At 40.6% G+C, this 14,774-nt stretch carries 18 protein-coding genes and 2 tRNA genes; 8 read left to right on the top strand and 12 right to left on the bottom strand.

Features of this window, described 5'->3' with window-relative positions; translation table 11 throughout:
• The first annotated feature begins 46 nt into the window (after positions 1-46).
• On the top strand, positions 47-460 hold the full coding sequence (locus MHN30_RS10530; protein WP_239359514.1) for a GNAT family N-acetyltransferase: 414 nt from the start codon (positions 47-49) through the stop codon (positions 458-460).
• Between the two features lie 21 nt (positions 461-481).
• Here the strand turns inward: MHN30_RS10530 and opgC are convergent, their stop codons facing one another.
• The 5 genes from opgC to MHN30_RS10505 all read right to left on the bottom strand — a co-directional run bounded on the left by opgC (position 482) and on the right by MHN30_RS10505 (position 4,448).
• Positions 482-1,582 carry an OpgC domain-containing protein gene (gene opgC, locus MHN30_RS10525; protein ID WP_130163956.1) on the bottom strand — a complete coding sequence of 367 codons (1,101 nt, stop codon included), beginning with the start codon at positions 1,580-1,582 and terminating at the stop codon, positions 482-484.
• Positions 1,583-1,830: 248 nt separating this feature from the next.
• Positions 1,831-1,907, bottom strand: a tRNA-Val gene (locus MHN30_RS10520).
• Between the two features lie 11 nt (positions 1,908-1,918).
• A tRNA-Val gene (locus MHN30_RS10515) sits at positions 1,919-1,995 on the bottom strand.
• Positions 1,996-2,119: 124 nt separating this feature from the next.
• Positions 2,120-3,115 carry a DUF3080 family protein gene (locus MHN30_RS10510; protein ID WP_239359512.1) on the bottom strand — a complete coding sequence of 332 codons (996 nt, stop codon included), beginning with the start codon at positions 3,113-3,115 and terminating at the stop codon, positions 2,120-2,122.
• Entirely contained in the window at positions 3,090-4,448 is a 1,359-nt protein-coding gene (locus tag MHN30_RS10505; protein ID WP_239359510.1) for an MATE family efflux transporter, read from the bottom strand. Before MHN30_RS10505 ends, MHN30_RS10510 begins: the two co-directional genes overlap by 26 nt.
• 175 nt (positions 4,449-4,623) lie before the next feature.
• On the opposite strand from MHN30_RS10505, the gene MHN30_RS10500 reads away from it, so the two are divergent.
• Complete coding sequence (locus tag MHN30_RS10500; RefSeq protein ID WP_239359508.1) at positions 4,624-5,265, top strand: riboflavin synthase subunit alpha; 642 nt, start codon at positions 4,624-4,626, stop codon at positions 5,263-5,265.
• Positions 5,266-5,389: 124 nt separating this feature from the next.
• Here the strand turns inward: MHN30_RS10500 and MHN30_RS10495 are convergent, their stop codons facing one another.
• Both MHN30_RS10495 and MHN30_RS10490 read right to left on the bottom strand, forming a co-directional pair.
• Positions 5,390-5,593: a CPXCG motif-containing cysteine-rich protein gene (locus tag MHN30_RS10495; RefSeq protein WP_039495704.1), complete on the bottom strand. Its 204-nt coding sequence runs from the start codon at positions 5,591-5,593 to the stop codon at positions 5,390-5,392.
• 70 nt (positions 5,594-5,663) lie between these two features.
• Positions 5,664-6,518 carry a fructosamine kinase family protein gene (locus tag MHN30_RS10490; RefSeq protein WP_045989032.1) on the bottom strand — a complete coding sequence of 285 codons (855 nt, stop codon included), beginning with the start codon at positions 6,516-6,518 and terminating at the stop codon, positions 5,664-5,666.
• Between the two features lie 125 nt (positions 6,519-6,643).
• On the opposite strand from MHN30_RS10490, the gene MHN30_RS10485 reads away from it, so the two are divergent.
• Entirely contained in the window at positions 6,644-7,336 is a 693-nt protein-coding gene (locus tag MHN30_RS10485) for a DUF445 domain-containing protein (protein ID WP_193521782.1), read from the top strand.
• A 71-nt stretch (positions 7,337-7,407) separates the two neighbouring features.
• Here MHN30_RS10485 and MHN30_RS10480 read toward each other — a convergent pair whose 3' ends face one another.
• A complete protein-coding gene (locus tag MHN30_RS10480) occupies positions 7,408-7,752 on the bottom strand; it encodes a DUF3718 domain-containing protein (protein WP_039495709.1) in 345 nt (114 codons plus the stop codon).
• Between the two features lie 452 nt (positions 7,753-8,204).
• On the opposite strand from MHN30_RS10480, the gene MHN30_RS10475 reads away from it, so the two are divergent.
• The 5 genes from MHN30_RS10475 to MHN30_RS10455 all read left to right on the top strand — a co-directional run bounded on the left by MHN30_RS10475 (position 8,205) and on the right by MHN30_RS10455 (position 13,383).
• A complete protein-coding gene (locus tag MHN30_RS10475) occupies positions 8,205-9,587 on the top strand; it encodes an amidohydrolase (protein ID WP_130163961.1) in 1,383 nt (460 codons plus the stop codon).
• Between the two features lie 12 nt (positions 9,588-9,599).
• On the top strand, positions 9,600-10,829 hold the full coding sequence (locus MHN30_RS10470) for an amidohydrolase family protein (protein WP_239359506.1): 1,230 nt from the start codon (positions 9,600-9,602) through the stop codon (positions 10,827-10,829).
• Between the two features lie 516 nt (positions 10,830-11,345).
• On the top strand, positions 11,346-12,245 hold the full coding sequence (locus MHN30_RS10465; protein WP_130163963.1) for a hypothetical protein: 900 nt from the start codon (positions 11,346-11,348) through the stop codon (positions 12,243-12,245).
• A 47-nt stretch (positions 12,246-12,292) separates the two neighbouring features.
• Positions 12,293-12,994, top strand: coding sequence for a hypothetical protein (locus MHN30_RS10460; protein WP_130163964.1), 702 nt, complete (start codon positions 12,293-12,295; stop codon positions 12,992-12,994).
• 35 nt (positions 12,995-13,029) lie between these two features.
• The gene (locus tag MHN30_RS10455) at positions 13,030-13,383 is read left to right on the top strand and encodes a hypothetical protein (RefSeq protein WP_130163965.1); all 354 of its coding nucleotides are present in this window, start codon (positions 13,030-13,032) and stop codon (positions 13,381-13,383) included.
• A gap of 68 nt (positions 13,384-13,451) precedes the next feature.
• Here MHN30_RS10455 and MHN30_RS10450 read toward each other — a convergent pair whose 3' ends face one another.
• From MHN30_RS10450 to tusD, 4 genes are read right to left on the bottom strand one after another with little or no spacing between them, the layout of a single operon-like run.
• Positions 13,452-13,781 (bottom strand): TusE/DsrC/DsvC family sulfur relay protein, encoded by a 330-nt coding sequence (locus MHN30_RS10450; protein ID WP_045989037.1) that lies wholly within the window; start codon positions 13,779-13,781, stop codon positions 13,452-13,454.
• Positions 13,782-13,786: 5 nt separating this feature from the next.
• Positions 13,787-14,041, bottom strand: a complete 255-nt coding sequence (locus MHN30_RS10445) for a DsrH/TusB family sulfur metabolism protein (RefSeq protein WP_130163966.1) — start codon at positions 14,039-14,041, stop codon at positions 13,787-13,789.
• Positions 14,038-14,397, bottom strand: coding sequence for a DsrE family protein (locus MHN30_RS10440; RefSeq protein ID WP_130163967.1), 360 nt, complete (start codon positions 14,395-14,397; stop codon positions 14,038-14,040). Before MHN30_RS10440 ends, MHN30_RS10445 begins: the two co-directional genes overlap by 4 nt.
• Positions 14,394-14,747: a sulfurtransferase complex subunit TusD gene (gene tusD, locus MHN30_RS10435; protein WP_130163968.1), complete on the bottom strand. Its 354-nt coding sequence runs from the start codon at positions 14,745-14,747 to the stop codon at positions 14,394-14,396. The genes MHN30_RS10440 and tusD overlap by 4 nt, the downstream gene beginning before the upstream one ends.
• Positions 14,748-14,774 lie beyond the last annotated feature (27 nt).

The following is a 14,774-nucleotide window of genomic DNA, read 5'->3' as shown; positions in this document are numbered from 1 at the left end:
TACAGTTGTTATGCTATCACTCTTAGTGATTAGAGGAGTGATTATTTTGACGTTCAAAATTGAAGAGAAAGTACCTTGCCCAGAGGAATATTGTGATTTGCGAATAGCCGCTGGATTATCTGCAAAATCTTTAGAAGCAGCCACAAGGGGACTACCTAACTCATTATACGGGGTTGCAATTCGACATAACGAACAACTTGTGGCGATGGGGCGAGTGGTTGGAGACGGTGGTTGCAATTTTGAGGTCGTCGATGTTGCCGTCAATCCGCTTTATCAAGGGCAGGGATTAGGGCGTACAGTGATGGAATATATTGATGGTTACTTAGCAACAAATGTTTTGCCGGGCTCTTATGTTTCAATGATTGCGGACGAACCTGCTTTTTATAAAAAACTGGGTTACCGCCTTGTATCTCCAGCGAGTCAAGGAATGACAAAGAGGTTTACAGTGGATAAAGACTGAATCTTCCCAAACACCACGCATTTACGCTGCCTTGCTCTGTACTCCAAGTTGGTTTCTTCGGTTGCTGGAACGCCATCTTTGGTCAAGTTTTGCAGGTATCGCAAGTAACCCGATGAAAAATATGCAGATGAGTAAATCCCAATACCAAGTTTGCGTTGTGTAAGCCTGGCTCCAAGGTTGCAGAAAGTAAATGACTACGGTATGGAAAGCAAATACGGGTAACGCATGTTGCCCTAAAAATACGGGATACTTCAGCGTAAAGAGCCTCGGTATATGCCGGTTTAATAACATAAACAGGTAAACGGCTAATAATAAACTCAATTGATAAACTACTGAGGCATTACCACTTCCTAAGAGATACGGCTCCATCAGTGCTGGAAACCAATGTTTAGTAATAAACAGAGCGGTGATACATGTGAGCAAGCATATCCGTACGGCAATGGGAAAATCAAAAGAATAGCCTTTATGGTGTTTTAGGTAGCTTAGAATAAAACCCATATAAAAGTATATTTGCCACGCTAAAGGGTCAAAGTAGCTCACATTAATTGTGATATCGGGAAATATAACGTTAAATGGACCAGCTAAAGGCTGAATTGTGACGTGTTGCGATAAAAGCCATATCAGGACAGAAGAAGTTGCGACTAACCAAAGTTGGCCACGATTTATAGCAAGTATTGCAAAAGGCAGAAATATCATTGGCACAAGATATAAGATAAGTATGTCATGATAACCTGGGTGTTCAAGCAATAAAATAGCCGAAATATAACTTTGAAAGGGATTGTTGAACCAATTTGCTGCATTAAAAAAAACTGTCCATTGTTGGATATAAAACGGAAATATCCAAACGAATATGAAACTGATGGTAATGGCTGTAATATGAAATCCATATATGGTTAAACAGCGCCGCCATACTTTGCGTTGAAGCTGTGTTTTATTACTGCTTAACCGTCCGTAGACAAGATATGCGACAAATCCAGACAAGAATACGAAACCCTCAGCTGCTGTTACAAAACCTAAGGGTGCTCTAGTGAGTTGAGGGACGAAGTGACCATATAAATGGTTACAGGCAATAATAATTAGCAGCCAGCCACGTAGGCCATCGTATGCTAAATTCCTTTTCACTGTTCCTACCCCAAAGCCTGAAAGTTAATCTATTACTCTGTACCTTTTTTACTTATCATGCTAATGAAATAATTTAATATAGACCTGATTATAGTGGAGAAAGTGCTATCTTTTTCGACTTTAGTTGAATTATAAAGATTTAAAATTGGTACAACGAGTGGATCCGAATTATCGACCCTTGGCGCGGGTTATAGAGTAGGTAATGCTTTTTCTTTTTGGATTTAACTAGATAGTTAAATATTGTGGAGTGGTACAACCGAGTGGATTCGAACCACCGACCCCTACCATGTCAAGGTAGTGCTCTAACCAACTGAGCTACGGTTGTATTATAAGATTTGGTACGACCGAGTGGATTCGAACCACCGACCCCTACCATGTCAAGGTAGTGCTCTAACCAACTGAGCTACGGTCGTACAATAACATTTTCTTATTAATTGTTTTCAGGTCTGTGCCTGTCAACGCGTTGTAATATATAGTGACTCAGCTAACGGATCAAGCGGCTTTCAGTAATTTTTTGATTGTTTGCCTTTTTTTTGTTCATACTGGAGGGATTTCACACAGCTCGTAAAATTTTTGCCACCATTTTACGTGTGCTTTCGCAGAATCTTTAAGGTTATCCAGGTGTTGTTGAAGCGTGAGCGGATCGGCAAGGTTATTATTTTGATACAATAGGTGGATAGGTTGCCAGGCTGAGATCAACTCTTCCATAGAAAGAGAGAGCATCGCCTGATAAGGCTGAAGAACGGATAAATAATACTTATTGAAGATATTGTTTATGATCTGTGCCTGCTTTTTATTTCCGCCACTTTTGCAAATATCATCTCTCAGCCTAAGTTGTTGTAATTGGCTTGTAGTCGCATTATTCAGCTGAGTCTGTTTACGAACGCTCGTCACCAAAGATGAGATAAATCGCTGAGAAAGCATCTTTATAGCGGGTGTGAGTGTAGTTGGACTGAGATTTTCTGGCGTATCCATGTTTATTACCAGCTCTGCAAGCTCGTTAACGGCCTCTAGCATGTTGCTGTGGGCTGCTGGCAGCTCTAGCGGCACCTCTTCAGCGAGTAACAAACTCAAACTTGCCAATTCTCTTTCAAATGTCATCATATGAAGAAAGTAACGTGGAAGCTGTTGTTTCTTTTCCTGAACTGCTTGAGTTAATGTTTGTTGCAGCTCGTCGCTTGTGTTTGGGTGCTGAATGCAGTGAGGCGCTTGTTGAATAAATAAGATGTTGTATTTCAAGCGTTCGCTTGGGTAACTAACTTTCCCTAATTGATTATTGTGCGCAGCGATGAGATTTGTGACTTTGCAGTGTCCAGCGGTCACGATGTCTAACATAGAGATAGTTAGCTCACTTGTCGGCAATGGTACTTTTTGTACCTCCGGATTGTAAAGTGGTGCTGTGTGTACCACCTCTATGTCAGTCGCGCTCGCCAAACGTTGTTGATATTCAACAGCAATATCGCTCGGCTGCTTGCTGCAGCCGGCCAAAGTAAAAAGTATTAGCGTACTAGCTATTCGCTTGACTAATCTCAAATTTCACCCGTTTGTTTACGCATGTCACCAATAATACTGCCGCCGTACTCAAGCCAATAATAATACCAATCCAAAAGCCTTGAGGACCCATCGCAGGCGTTATTAAATCGGTCTTTGCTAATACATAGCCTAACGAAAACCCAATTAGCCAATATGATACAAAGGTAACCCAAGATATTGGTTTAGTATATTTGAGCCCCCTTAACACACCATTTGCTGAGACTTGTAATGCATCGGGTAATTGATACAAACAAGCCAGTACCATAATGCTGGTTGCAAGAGCGGCTACTTCAGTATTGTTGGTATAGAGCCAAACAATCTGATCTCTTCCTATATACGTAATGAGAGCGACAAATAGTGCAATTAAGGTGGCCAAAAGAAACGCGGTATTCACTGAAAGTTTGAGTTGGTCTAAGGCACCTTGTCCAGTTAGATTACCGATCCGTATTGCAATAGCCATCGACAAACTTAAAGGCATCATAAACAGCATAGTAGTGACGCTGGCAGCAATTTGGTGACCAGATACGGAAATAGGACCTAGATCTGCAATAAATAAAGGAATGCACGCGAATAGCGTAACTTCAAAGAAGGTTGCCAATGCAATTGGAAAGCCAAGTGCTGCAACATATTTCATCATAGATAGACTTGGTTTAGTAAAACCGCTGATTAGGGCCTTTCCATCTATGTGTTTACTCTTCAAGCTATACACCCACTGTGCAATTGCCATTGACCAAAGCACGATAGATGTAGCGAGGCCACAGCCCGCACTACCAAGCGCTGGCGCGCCAAATTTACCATAGATGAAAATATAGTTAGCAACGACATTGATACAAAGACCAACAATACTGATGTAAAAAGCAGGCTTTGTTTGGCCGATCCCTTCGGTGACATTGCGGTATACCGTAAAGATCAAAAAGCCCAAGAGACCCCATTTCACAAAATCAATATAGCCTTGAGCGAGGGTCTGAACATTCTCACTTGCTCCTATATTTGAAAAAACCATAGAAGTAAAGTTCGCTAAAACCAAACCGACGGTAAAAAGCGCTAAAGCAAGATACAAGCTTTGCTGGAAAAATCGTTTGATCCCTGCGATGTCATTAGCACCATGGCAATGCGCAACAATACTCGTAAGTGCAAGTAAGATCCCTTGTAAACTAAAAATCAAAGGGTTCCAAACACCCGTAGCAATAGAAAGAGCAGCCAAGTCCTCAGCACTGACTTGACCTGCCATCATCGTATCAACGACGGTCATTAAAACTAAAGTAACTTGAGCGAGAAAAACGGGGATCGCAAGTTGAAGCAAGCGTCTGGCTTCCCAAGTTGAAAAATTCATGGTGAGATACTACTTAAGGCGTAAAAACGTAAGTTTATTTTAGTGCTTTGTTTTTAGCAAAATTTTGCGGCTAGCGGTCGCAACTAATTTTATCTAGTTGGATATTCAATACAAATTAAGTACATCTCTTAGTGCGATTTCGCTACAATCTCAAGGATAAATTAAGAGGGTAGATATGTTTACAGGAATTGTTCAAACAAAAGCGACGGTGGTGTCGGCAAAGCAGGTCGATAATATTTTAAAATTAGTTATTTCTGTTGGTGCTGAATACCTTGATAAGCTGACCTTGGGAGCGAGCATCGCAATTAACGGATGCTGCCTAACGGTGGTGCACTTCGAACAGCCAGAAAATGATGTGGTAGGGCAAGTTTGCTTTGATGTGATTGATGAAACATTGAGACTCACTAATCTAGGTGAGGTACAAAGAGGGTCGCAGGTAAATTTTGAACGCTCGATGACGTTTGGGACAGAACTCGGCGGACATATAATTTCAGGTCACATTCAAACAAGCGCGAATATCAGTGAAATACATCGCAACGAAGGCAATTGTAGGATGCATGTAGCGTTGCCAGAAGTCTGGCATAAGTATGTTATGTACAAAGGCTTTATCGCGGTAAATGGTGCGAGTTTGACAGTGGGGGAGCTTGATCATACCGGCTTTTGGTTACACCTAATACCTGAAACGCTGGCGCTTACCAATTTGGGTACGATGCGTGTGGGAGATACGGTGAATATTGAGGTTGACCAACAAACCTATACGATTATTAATACCGTTGAAAACTATATGAAAAAGCAAACTCTATTGAAGCACAACTAGTACCTTGCCCGAGTAATACCCTTTACGTCTATCTGTAGGCACCAAAAGTACAGGCTGATGTTGTGCCAACCTGATAAGCAGCTCGCAAATGAGCTGCCCTTTATCTATAGCACTTCTGCTTTGGTTAAAACACTTGCTCGTCGTCGCTATCAACCCTAAGCTCAAGCTTATTGTGCAGTTGGTCTAAGTGCATATTTAGGTGTATTGGATTGCAACAAGCAGCACAGTCTTCGTAGTAGTCCTGATCGCCTTCACTCGCATCAAGATTGACAAAAATATGATGTCCACAATGAGGACATTCAATACGTTGTTGATATAGGTTTTTCATTGGCCCTCCACCTGAATTGGCCAAACTAAATACCTTTTAACTATAGCGCATTGTGACGAAAATATGGCAGTTATTTGAGCAGGGCTTGCACTTGTTCAGCCGCGTCCCGTATGTACTTGCCAGCAAACAAGTTTGCTTGCACTAAAAGAGGATATAAGCGATAAATATCTAATCGCTCAGGTGCATTTTCTGCGAGTGGATAGATAGACTCGTAACCACGATAGAAGTCATCTGGCAGCGGAGCGAATAACGAAGCCATCGCAATATCAACTTCTCTATCACCGTAATAGCAAGCTGGGGAAAATAGCACGGGTTTTTGATGGCTAAAGCCAATGTTACCATGCCAAAAATTACCATGAACCAGAGACGGTTGAACTTGGTGCGGAAGGAGTGGCTTAAGCTGCTCCACAAATGTGTCAATATCAGTGAGGATAATCCCTTTTTCAGCAAGCAGTTGCAGTTGCCAACCAATTCTTTCCTCAGCAAAAAAAACTTCCCATTTTTTGTGCCATTGATTTGGTTGCGGCAGCTCATGAATATAATTATCTTCTTCCAGGCCGTACATTTCCTGTTCATGACGTTGGTGCATTTTAGCAAGGCTTTGACCGCACTCAAGCCAGTTTTCATTGCGATGATCAAGTTCTAACCATTCCAGCACAATAAAGCAGAACTCAACACTCGTACCTAGCGTAATTGTATCGGCCACGAGGAAATCAGAGTCGCGAATAAGCTTTTCACGATTAGATGCTTCACATTCAAAGCGCTCTAAAGCCTGAATTGGGGCTACTTTGACCAAAAATCGATGGGTATCGTCTGCAATCTTATAAAGTTTTTTAGACCCATAACTTTTTAAGGTTTGCTTTGAAGTAAACTCAAAAGTGTCATGGAGAGATTCAGAGATTTGTTGGTTGACTTTGTTCCACATAAGCTAGATCCAACATATTCACTTACTCTAAAATATGGTTGAAATTCTCAAGATCACAAATACTTGAGGCCTTTTTCTAAAAAAAATAAAATATCGCGTCTGTCATTTTATCCAAGGGAAGTACATTGAATAAAAATATCATCACCAATTTACTCGCGATACTGCTAACAGGTACTGGCTTCGCACTAGAAAACGACGTGTTGTTTTCGGTTGGATTGTTTGCTCTATCTGGTGCTCTGACGAATTGGTTAGCAGTACATATGTTATTTGAGAAAGTGCCTTTCCTCTATGGTTCAGGGATTATTACGCTTAAGTTCGAATCGTTTAAAGCATCGATTCGAGAGCTCATTTTGAGCGAGTTTTTTAGTAAAGAAAAACTAGAAAAATTTCTCGGCAAGGAGCATCCAAAGTTTGACTTGGCGCCGATAGCCAATAAAGTCGATTTAAATCCAGCGTTTGACCGTTTGTTAAGTGTCATTGATGCGTCGCAATTTGGTGCGATGCTGCAGATGTTTGGTGGAACTGAAGCTGTGCAACCGCTGCGAGAGCCATTTATTGAGAAAATGCGATTAGCAATAGTTGAGCTCGGTGAACAGCCTGAGTTTGATGCTGCAATTAGTGAGTCGCTTAGTAACGGTCTACTCGGTGATGATTTACATCAAACCATTGAAAAAGCGGTAGATGAGCGACTTAATGAGCTAACGCCGAAAATGGTAAAGGAGATTGTACAAAACATGATTAAGACTCACTTAGGTTGGTTAGTTGTATGGGGAGGCGTCTTTGGGGGTCTATTTGGGTTATTGGCTGCAGTTGTATAGCTGAACAAAGAAAAAGGCGCAGTCAGGGATTGCTACGCCTTGCTTTTTTGTTTACAAATATGTCGACATGGCTACTTTGAACCTGAGACAAAAATGGTCTTTTTATCAAGTTTAGCGATGTCTTTAATACTGGTTTCTACATTACTGTCTACACCAAGGAAGTCCGCAGCCTTATTAAATCCGTAGGTTGCTGCAAATTTGCCGACTGGCATATCATTACAGTGTAGTTTTTCTTCTACAACACGTCTTTTTAGGTGGTTTTCTTTAATGGTGTGGAACAAGTGAATCTTATTGTCTTTGACTACCGACATACAAACTTTAGTCGCTTTACTATTATCCGCAGCAACAAAGTCTGCCGCAGATGCGGTACCTGCGATCAAAAGCGAGGTTGCACATACTAAATTGAACAGTTTCATGGTTAGCTCCTTGGCTATCTCTAGGACACGTTCTTAGTATTACTAAAGTTGCTGCAGAATGCTGTAAATCAAGTAATTCCGAATGTAATAGAGTATGTCAAATGTGTGCAGGCTTTCTATCTATCTGTAAATTAATAAATTATTTTGTTTCTAAGGATACAAATAGTAAAAACTTTTTTCACTATAAAATACCATTATCGATAATTTAACACTTCATTCTTAGATTTACTTCCTCTTTGTTACTTATGCCACTTGATGTGTCAAAACGTGTCAATATTGACGCTAATTTACATTCAGTTATGGCAACTAAGGCTTTTCTAAATTACTCACTGATGACAACATGCGTTATAATGTTCGGACGTTCGTCGTAATTACTTGTCACTAAAACTCATAATTGCGTAAAGTGCGATGGCATGAGTTAAAGTCACAAAAAAACAATAGAGATGACAAAAATGTATAAATTTGCTCCCTCCCTAGTCGTAGCTGGCATTGCCGCAGCTTTGATGGGCTGTCAGGATAACGGCCCACAAAAAGAAAAAGTTACCATAGAGAAAAACCCATACCCAAGTACCTACAAGCCTGTACCTTCTCAGTCCACCCTAATCACTAATGCTACCGTTTTAACCGGAACGGGTGAAAAAATAGAACAAGGTGATGTATTTATTGTTGACGGTAAAATCAAGCAAGTTGGTAAAGACCTATCTGTCACGGCAGATATTACCATTGATGCTGAAGGCAAATGGGTAACACCTGGCATTATCGATGTGCACTCTCATTTAGGAGCTTACCCCAGCCCAAGTGTAGAATCGCACAGTGATGGCAATGAAATGATTAACCCTAATACTTCTCAAGTATGGGTTGAGCATTCTGTATGGCCGCAAGATCCAGGCTTTAACCGAGCTAGAGAAGGGGGGATCACCACGCTACAAATCTTACCTGGCTCTGCAAACCTATTTGGTGGTCGTGGTGTTACCTTAAAGAATGTGCCGGCACCAACAATGCAGGCAATGAAATTCCCAGATGCGCCATATGGGTTAAAGATGGCATGTGGTGAGAATCCAAAGCGTGTATACGGCTCCAAAGGTGTTGCCCCTTATACGCGTATGGGTAACATGGCAGGATATCGTGAAGCTTGGATTGAAGCTGGTGAATATAAGCGCGCTTGGGAACAGTACGAAGCCGAATATGCTGCTGGATTGAATCCGGATGCACCAAAACGTGATATCAAGTTCGATACGCTTCGTGGTGTGTTAGATGGTGAAATCCTGATCCATAACCATTGTTATAAAGCAGAAGAAATGGCAATGATGATCGACTTGTCTAAAGAGTTTGGTTATCACGCAGGGACGTTCCACCACGGTATTGAAGCATACAAGATTGCAGATCTGTTAGGTGAAAACGGTAATTGTGCTGCGCTTTGGCCAGATTGGTGGGGCTTTAAGATGGAAGCCTATGATATGGTTCAGGAAAATGTAGCAATTGTAGATGCAGTGAAAAACTCATGTGCGATAGTTCATTCTGATTCAGATACCACAATCCAACGCTTGAATCATGAAGCCGCAAAAGTGATGAACACAGCTAACCAGTCTGGCTTTAACATCAACGAGCAGCATGCAATTAAGTGGATCACCTCGAACGCAGCTAAATCGTTAGGCATTCAGGATAAAACTGGATCGCTTGAGCAAGGCAAACAAGCCGATGTAGTAATTTGGAACACCAATCCGTTTAGCGTGTACTCTCGTGCAGAGCAGGTCTTTGTAGATGGTGGTAAAGTCTATGATCGTCACGATGAAAAATATCAAGCGGTTAGTGATTTTATGTTAGGTCAAAAGTAAGGAGTTGATGAGATGAAAACCATGAAACTAACCATGATCACTAGCGCATTGCTAGCTCACTCTGTAGCTTTTGCCAATGTTACCGCAATTACTAATGCAACGATCCATACCGCGACAGATGCTGGCGTACTTGAAGGTGCGACTTTAGTTATCGAGAACGGTAAAATAAAAGCGATTAATCCAGATAACGTGACTGCTGATGTAACGATTGACGCCAGCGGTAAGGTTATCACTCCTGGCTTTATCGGCTCAATGAACCAGCTTGGTTTAGTTGAAGTCGGTGCTGTTGCTGCTTCTCGTGATGCTGGTGATGACGATGCCGGCGTAGACTTTGACGCAAGCACCGCATTTAATCCACGTAGTAGCTTAATTGCCTATGCAAGAAAAGGCGGTGTAACGCAAAACTTTGTCGCACCTTGGGGTGGTAAAAGTGAGTTTGCAGGGCTTGGTTTTGTTGTTGACTTATCTGGTGAATTTAACAGTGTGACTGACAAGCAAACAGCGTTAATTATTCATCTGGGTGCCAAAAGCAAAGGGTCTCGTGCAAAAGCGTTAGATAACGTTGTTAAAAAGCTTGAAGCACAGCAAGAAAAGCTTGCTAAGAAAGACAAAAAAGACGAGGGAAAACCGAGTTCAGAAGAACAAGTGTTAACTCAAGTGCTTGCGGGTGATATGCCTGTGATAGCGACGCTTTCAAGGGCGTCGGATATTCTTGAAGCGATTAAGCTAAAAGAAAAGTTTGGTTTAGATCTGATTATTCAGGGTGCAGATGATGCGGTAGTGGTCGCTGAGCAATTAGCTGAGGCGAAAGTACCTGTTATTTTGAGTGCGGTATCAAATCTACCAGCTAGCTTTGACTCAATGCATGCAAGCCTAGATAACGCAGGTAAGCTTGAGAAAGCGGGTGTCAATATCATCCTGTCAATTGGTGGTGACGGTAGTCATAACGTCTACCAGCTACGCTTTGATGCGGGTATTGCTGTAGCAAATGGCATGAGTCATGACGGCGCACTTAAGGCAGTTACCGCTAACCCAGCAAAAGCACTGGGCATTGATGGCGGTGTGATTGAAGCTGGTAAACGTGCAGACATCGTAATGTGGAGTGCGGATCCTTTCGAATTCAGCACCACAATCGATAAAATCTGGATCAATGGTGAGGAAGTGTCTACTGAGTCACGCCACGATAAACTAAGAGACAGATATACGACAGATTCTGATATGCCTAGAGCGTATACGAAGTAACGTCGTCAAGAGTAGCTTGTAAAAAGCCTAAAATCATCTACGGTTTTAGGCTTTTTTAAATTATGAATAACTCTGCATGGTGTCGCCATTTCTCAAACAGATTTTTGTACTCGCGAATTCAAGTCCGAAGTGCTCTACTCGCTAAATTAGGCTACTTTGCGTAATTCATCGAATATCACCGCTGATTACCTAAACCCTAGACATTTTCTTGGCCTCGCATTGAGCGCCTGTTTTATATGCGCAATTTGCTTAGGCTTTCCCCCCTGTTTGTGTACTTTTCCATTAGCCTGAAAAGCAACTATATAGGCGCCTGTTTCTTTTTGTTACTAGTATATAGCGAAGTTTAGATTGAGGTTATCAGGTGTCGCCACAAAGAGTTGAAACCGCTATTTTAATTATATTGTTGTTTAAATTGTAATAATGATTTTTAATTTTTAATTTCTATTAATGTTGACGTTCTTTGATTTTCGATCTATTTTTTATTTGATTTTAAAATGAATATTTAAGGATAAATATATGGAAAAAACATTTGAAATCAATAATTTTTTAATCTACCTTGCTTTTGTTCTAGTCTTAAGCTGTAATACTCAGGCCAACTCTGAACAAAACACTGATCTTAAACATCTTATGACAGCCTGCCATGGGTGTAGTGAAAGTTATAGTCAATCTGCCGCTAAAAGTGCATGGGAGCCGGGGGACAGTGGCACTGTTTTCGTATTTAATTACCCTGCAAGAACACTTAAAAAGTATTATGTATATTATGAGTGGATCCAAGTTGACCCTTACCAACGAGTGCCAATAAAAAGAGTGAGAGCTGAAGTATTATCATCTGGAGAAAGAGAGTATGGGCAAAATATTGTTCAAGTCTTTAATGATTTTAAAGAACGCTCTTTAACCTACGAAGTATACCAAGGTGCTCTCCATACTGATATAGTTGTTAGCTCAAGTCCTTATGGTGATAGCGCTTTTGACTTTGTTCGGAGTTCACAAATGCGAAATGAGCTATTTGATACGCACTTTCGGCTTGGATATAATAGAGTGTCAACCTTAGTTAATAGGATTACTTCTGCTCTAAACATAAAAAGGTTTGCTATACTTTCAGAGAAGTTTGATTTTAATATCATTTTTCCAGATGGCTCATATGTAAAAGTTGAACCTAACCTACATAGACAAACCTATAACATAGTTGAAGTTAAAGATGGAGACGGCAACACCATCCCTGTCACGCCCCCCAATACACCACAGTATTATCAGCATAGGCAATGGGCTCGTTATGAAAATTTCAAAGAGTATATGTCAGAGCTAGGCCTAAGAATGCGACAAGCTGAATTGTCTCGTTCTTGCCCGAGAATAAAGACGAGTTGCACTATTTCCTCTGACAATAGTCGGATGACCTGCTTAGCGTCTTGTAGTTAGTCAGTGACTTTGTAACTCATTAATATTATATATAAAAAGGAATAATTATGAATATTAACTTTAAGATCTTATTTGTATTTATCTTATTTTTCAGTTTTATTTGCCATTCAAGCACAGAGAAAATGAGTAGTAATCAATTTAGATTATTAGGTGGTTGCCATGGATGCCAAGATATTGAGGCTAGAAGTGTTGCAATAGAAATATTAGGCATAGGCAATAATGGCATTGTTTTTATTTATGATTTTGTAAATAGAAACCTGAGCAAGGTCGAAATTTATCATGATAAAGCGAGTGTTGAGGGTGAGCAAGTTTACATACCGCAACACAGAGTACTTTCTTTAACTGAAAAAGAGTCAATGGCGCTTGAACCACTAGAATCATTATTTCTGGAAAGCTTGAATTATGGTAGCTATTTGAGCGAGTCTCCCTACTTGATAGCAGCTCATCAGGTTGAAGGGGATTGGAGCAAGGATAATGCAAATGATTTTATCTTAACATCGGCGATGAGAAGTAGCTTAAATAAGGAAATTATTGTTAATCTAAAAAGTCGTATCAAGCCTTTGCTAATTTCAATTAGAGATATTTTGGATATGGATAGCAATGAACTTGTAGATTTAAAGCTCCTTCATAAATTAGTGTTTACCGATGGAAGTTATGTGCTTGCGGTTGAAAGTGAGCAAAGTGACGGTGAGGATTTTAAAGTACTTAAAGCTTACGATAGCCAGCATAACGTGTTGGAAACGTACTAAGAGAACTGATTCCAAATGCTTAATTAGGAGCTAATATGAAAAAATATCTTTTAGGGCTATTATTAATATTTCTCTCATTAGTTAGCTTTATAGCATACTGTGGTTTTCAAGCTAAATATAATGTCTTAACCAGCTGTCATATGTGCTCTGAGCTAAAAAAACAAAGTGAGGCAATTAGAGCGCATACGGGGCAATTAGGAGAAAAGGTTTATGTCTATGACTATAGCTCACGAAGCTTGTCAAAATATCAAATAGCATCTAAGTTGGTATTGACGGACAATGGCGTTGTGGATATTGATTATGCAGTGCCTGAACCATTGTCTATAGATGAACGGTTGGCTCAAGTAATGATTGATAAAGTTTTTGATGGGGTAATTGCTTCAAACTAATTTTAACTTATTATGATTAAATATGAAGCTTATGGAGTAATAAGCTTCATATTTTTTATCAAGTATTATCAAATACATTTGGCGGGTTTTGGCAATCCGGCTATTTTTGTTGCTTGTTTGGCTGGGCCTTTTGGAAATAGCTTATATAAATAGATGCTATTTCCTTTATCTTCGCCTAGTGCTTTAGCCATTGCTTTTACCAGCATGCGGATCGCGGGGCTGGTATTGTATTCGAGATAAAAATTTCTCACAAACTCAATGACTTCCCAATGTGCATCTGAAAGCTCAATATTTTCTTCTGCGGCTAGAAGTGGTGCTAAATCTTTAGTCCATTGAGTATGGTCTAGCAAATAGCCTTGTTTATCTGTCTCGATAGTTTGGTTGTTAAATTCTAGCATGATGATTACCAAGTAATTGAATTGTTCATCGTAATGGTCAGCTCAACCCAATCTTTGTCAGAGATAAGCTCTACTCCGGCCTCTGGGACAATGCCTCTGGCACAGGCGCAAGTTTGCAGCATCACCACATTTGCATCTCCAGCTGAGATACGCGTTTGCCCAAAGCAGCCATCATTACATAATAAAATTGTGTCGTGATGGGATACAAACTGCAGCTGATCGCATGCTTCGATACTAGAAATAATATGTAGCGTACTCATAGTGTCACCACAAAGTCATGTTGTTTGATTAACGCAAGGATTTCATGTTGATTTTTGATTTCAGTATCAACAGCAAGGGAGTGTGGCGATATGTTAAACTCCTGCATCGCAGACTGACAGGCATAAACCCGCTCGACATCATAAATTTCCAGAGTTTTTAATTGCTTAAACATGTCTTTTAAACCCAGTAGTGGAGCATTGAGGGTTTTCTGGAGCGATAGCACAGCAGAACCGGTAAAAAGCCAACTTACTTGTTGATCAATCGCTGCATAGATTAGTGCGACATCGAGCGCTTCTTTCAGACTATTTTGGTCAAATGGACTGGTTTGAGAAATAATTAACACGTTTTTACTCATTTAAACTGCATCCACTTATCAGACTTACTCGAGAGCATGGCAAACTCCGCAAGGCCTGCAACGGTGAAAGGGCTAACGTCTTCGATGCTAACGCCGCGTTTTTCCGCAGCGGTGACACACAACAACAGGGGGATCCCTTTATCTTTGATGCGTTGCCAAATCGCGTTGACTTGCAATTCGTCGGAAGCGTGTATGATATTTTGACTGGCGTGATAGACACCATCTTGATATAGAAAGATGCACGCGATTTGATGGTCACTTTTAATAGCTGCATCGACATATCGCTCTAGTAAAGTTAACTTTGACTGTGCAGCTACGCCAAAGTGCACTGATATGGCTATTTGACTCAAATTTTACTCATAAAAAAAGCCCCGTAA

The sequence above is a fragment of the Pseudoalteromonas sp. OF7H-1 genome (genome assembly GCF_022347825.1).
Lineage (GTDB): Bacteria > Pseudomonadota > Gammaproteobacteria > Enterobacterales > Alteromonadaceae > Pseudoalteromonas > Pseudoalteromonas maricaloris.
This window is presented reverse-complemented; position numbering and strand designations above follow the sequence as displayed.

What these genes read in the sequence shown, in the direction of transcription:
- MHN30_RS10505 (WP_239359510.1), bottom strand. Translation starts at nt 4,448, where the DNA reads ATGAATTTTTCAACTTGGGAAGCCAGACGCTTGCTTCAACTTGCGATC.
- MHN30_RS10460 (WP_130163964.1), top strand. Translation starts at nt 12,293, where the DNA reads ATGAATATTAACTTTAAGATCTTATTTGTATTTATCTTATTTTTCAGT.
- MHN30_RS10470 (WP_239359506.1), top strand. Translation starts at nt 9,600, where the DNA reads ATGAAAACCATGAAACTAACCATGATCACTAGCGCATTGCTAGCTCAC.
- MHN30_RS10495 (WP_039495704.1), bottom strand. Translation starts at nt 5,593, where the DNA reads ATGAAAAACCTATATCAACAACGTATTGAATGTCCTCATTGTGGACAT.
- MHN30_RS10465 (WP_130163963.1), top strand. Translation starts at nt 11,346, where the DNA reads ATGGAAAAAACATTTGAAATCAATAATTTTTTAATCTACCTTGCTTTT.
- MHN30_RS10445 (WP_130163966.1), bottom strand. Translation starts at nt 14,041, where the DNA reads ATGAGTACGCTACATATTATTTCTAGTATCGAAGCATGCGATCAGCTG.
- MHN30_RS10440 (WP_130163967.1), bottom strand. Translation starts at nt 14,397, where the DNA reads ATGAGTAAAAACGTGTTAATTATTTCTCAAACCAGTCCATTTGACCAA.
- MHN30_RS10490 (WP_045989032.1), bottom strand. Translation starts at nt 6,518, where the DNA reads ATGTGGAACAAAGTCAACCAACAAATCTCTGAATCTCTCCATGACACT.
- MHN30_RS10475 (WP_130163961.1), top strand. Translation starts at nt 8,205, where the DNA reads ATGTATAAATTTGCTCCCTCCCTAGTCGTAGCTGGCATTGCCGCAGCT.
- MHN30_RS10455 (WP_130163965.1), top strand. Translation starts at nt 13,030, where the DNA reads ATGAAAAAATATCTTTTAGGGCTATTATTAATATTTCTCTCATTAGTT.
- MHN30_RS10450 (WP_045989037.1), bottom strand. Translation starts at nt 13,781, where the DNA reads ATGCTAGAATTTAACAACCAAACTATCGAGACAGATAAACAAGGCTAT.
- MHN30_RS10500 (WP_239359508.1), top strand. Translation starts at nt 4,624, where the DNA reads ATGTTTACAGGAATTGTTCAAACAAAAGCGACGGTGGTGTCGGCAAAG.
- MHN30_RS10480 (WP_039495709.1), bottom strand. Translation starts at nt 7,752, where the DNA reads ATGAAACTGTTCAATTTAGTATGTGCAACCTCGCTTTTGATCGCAGGT.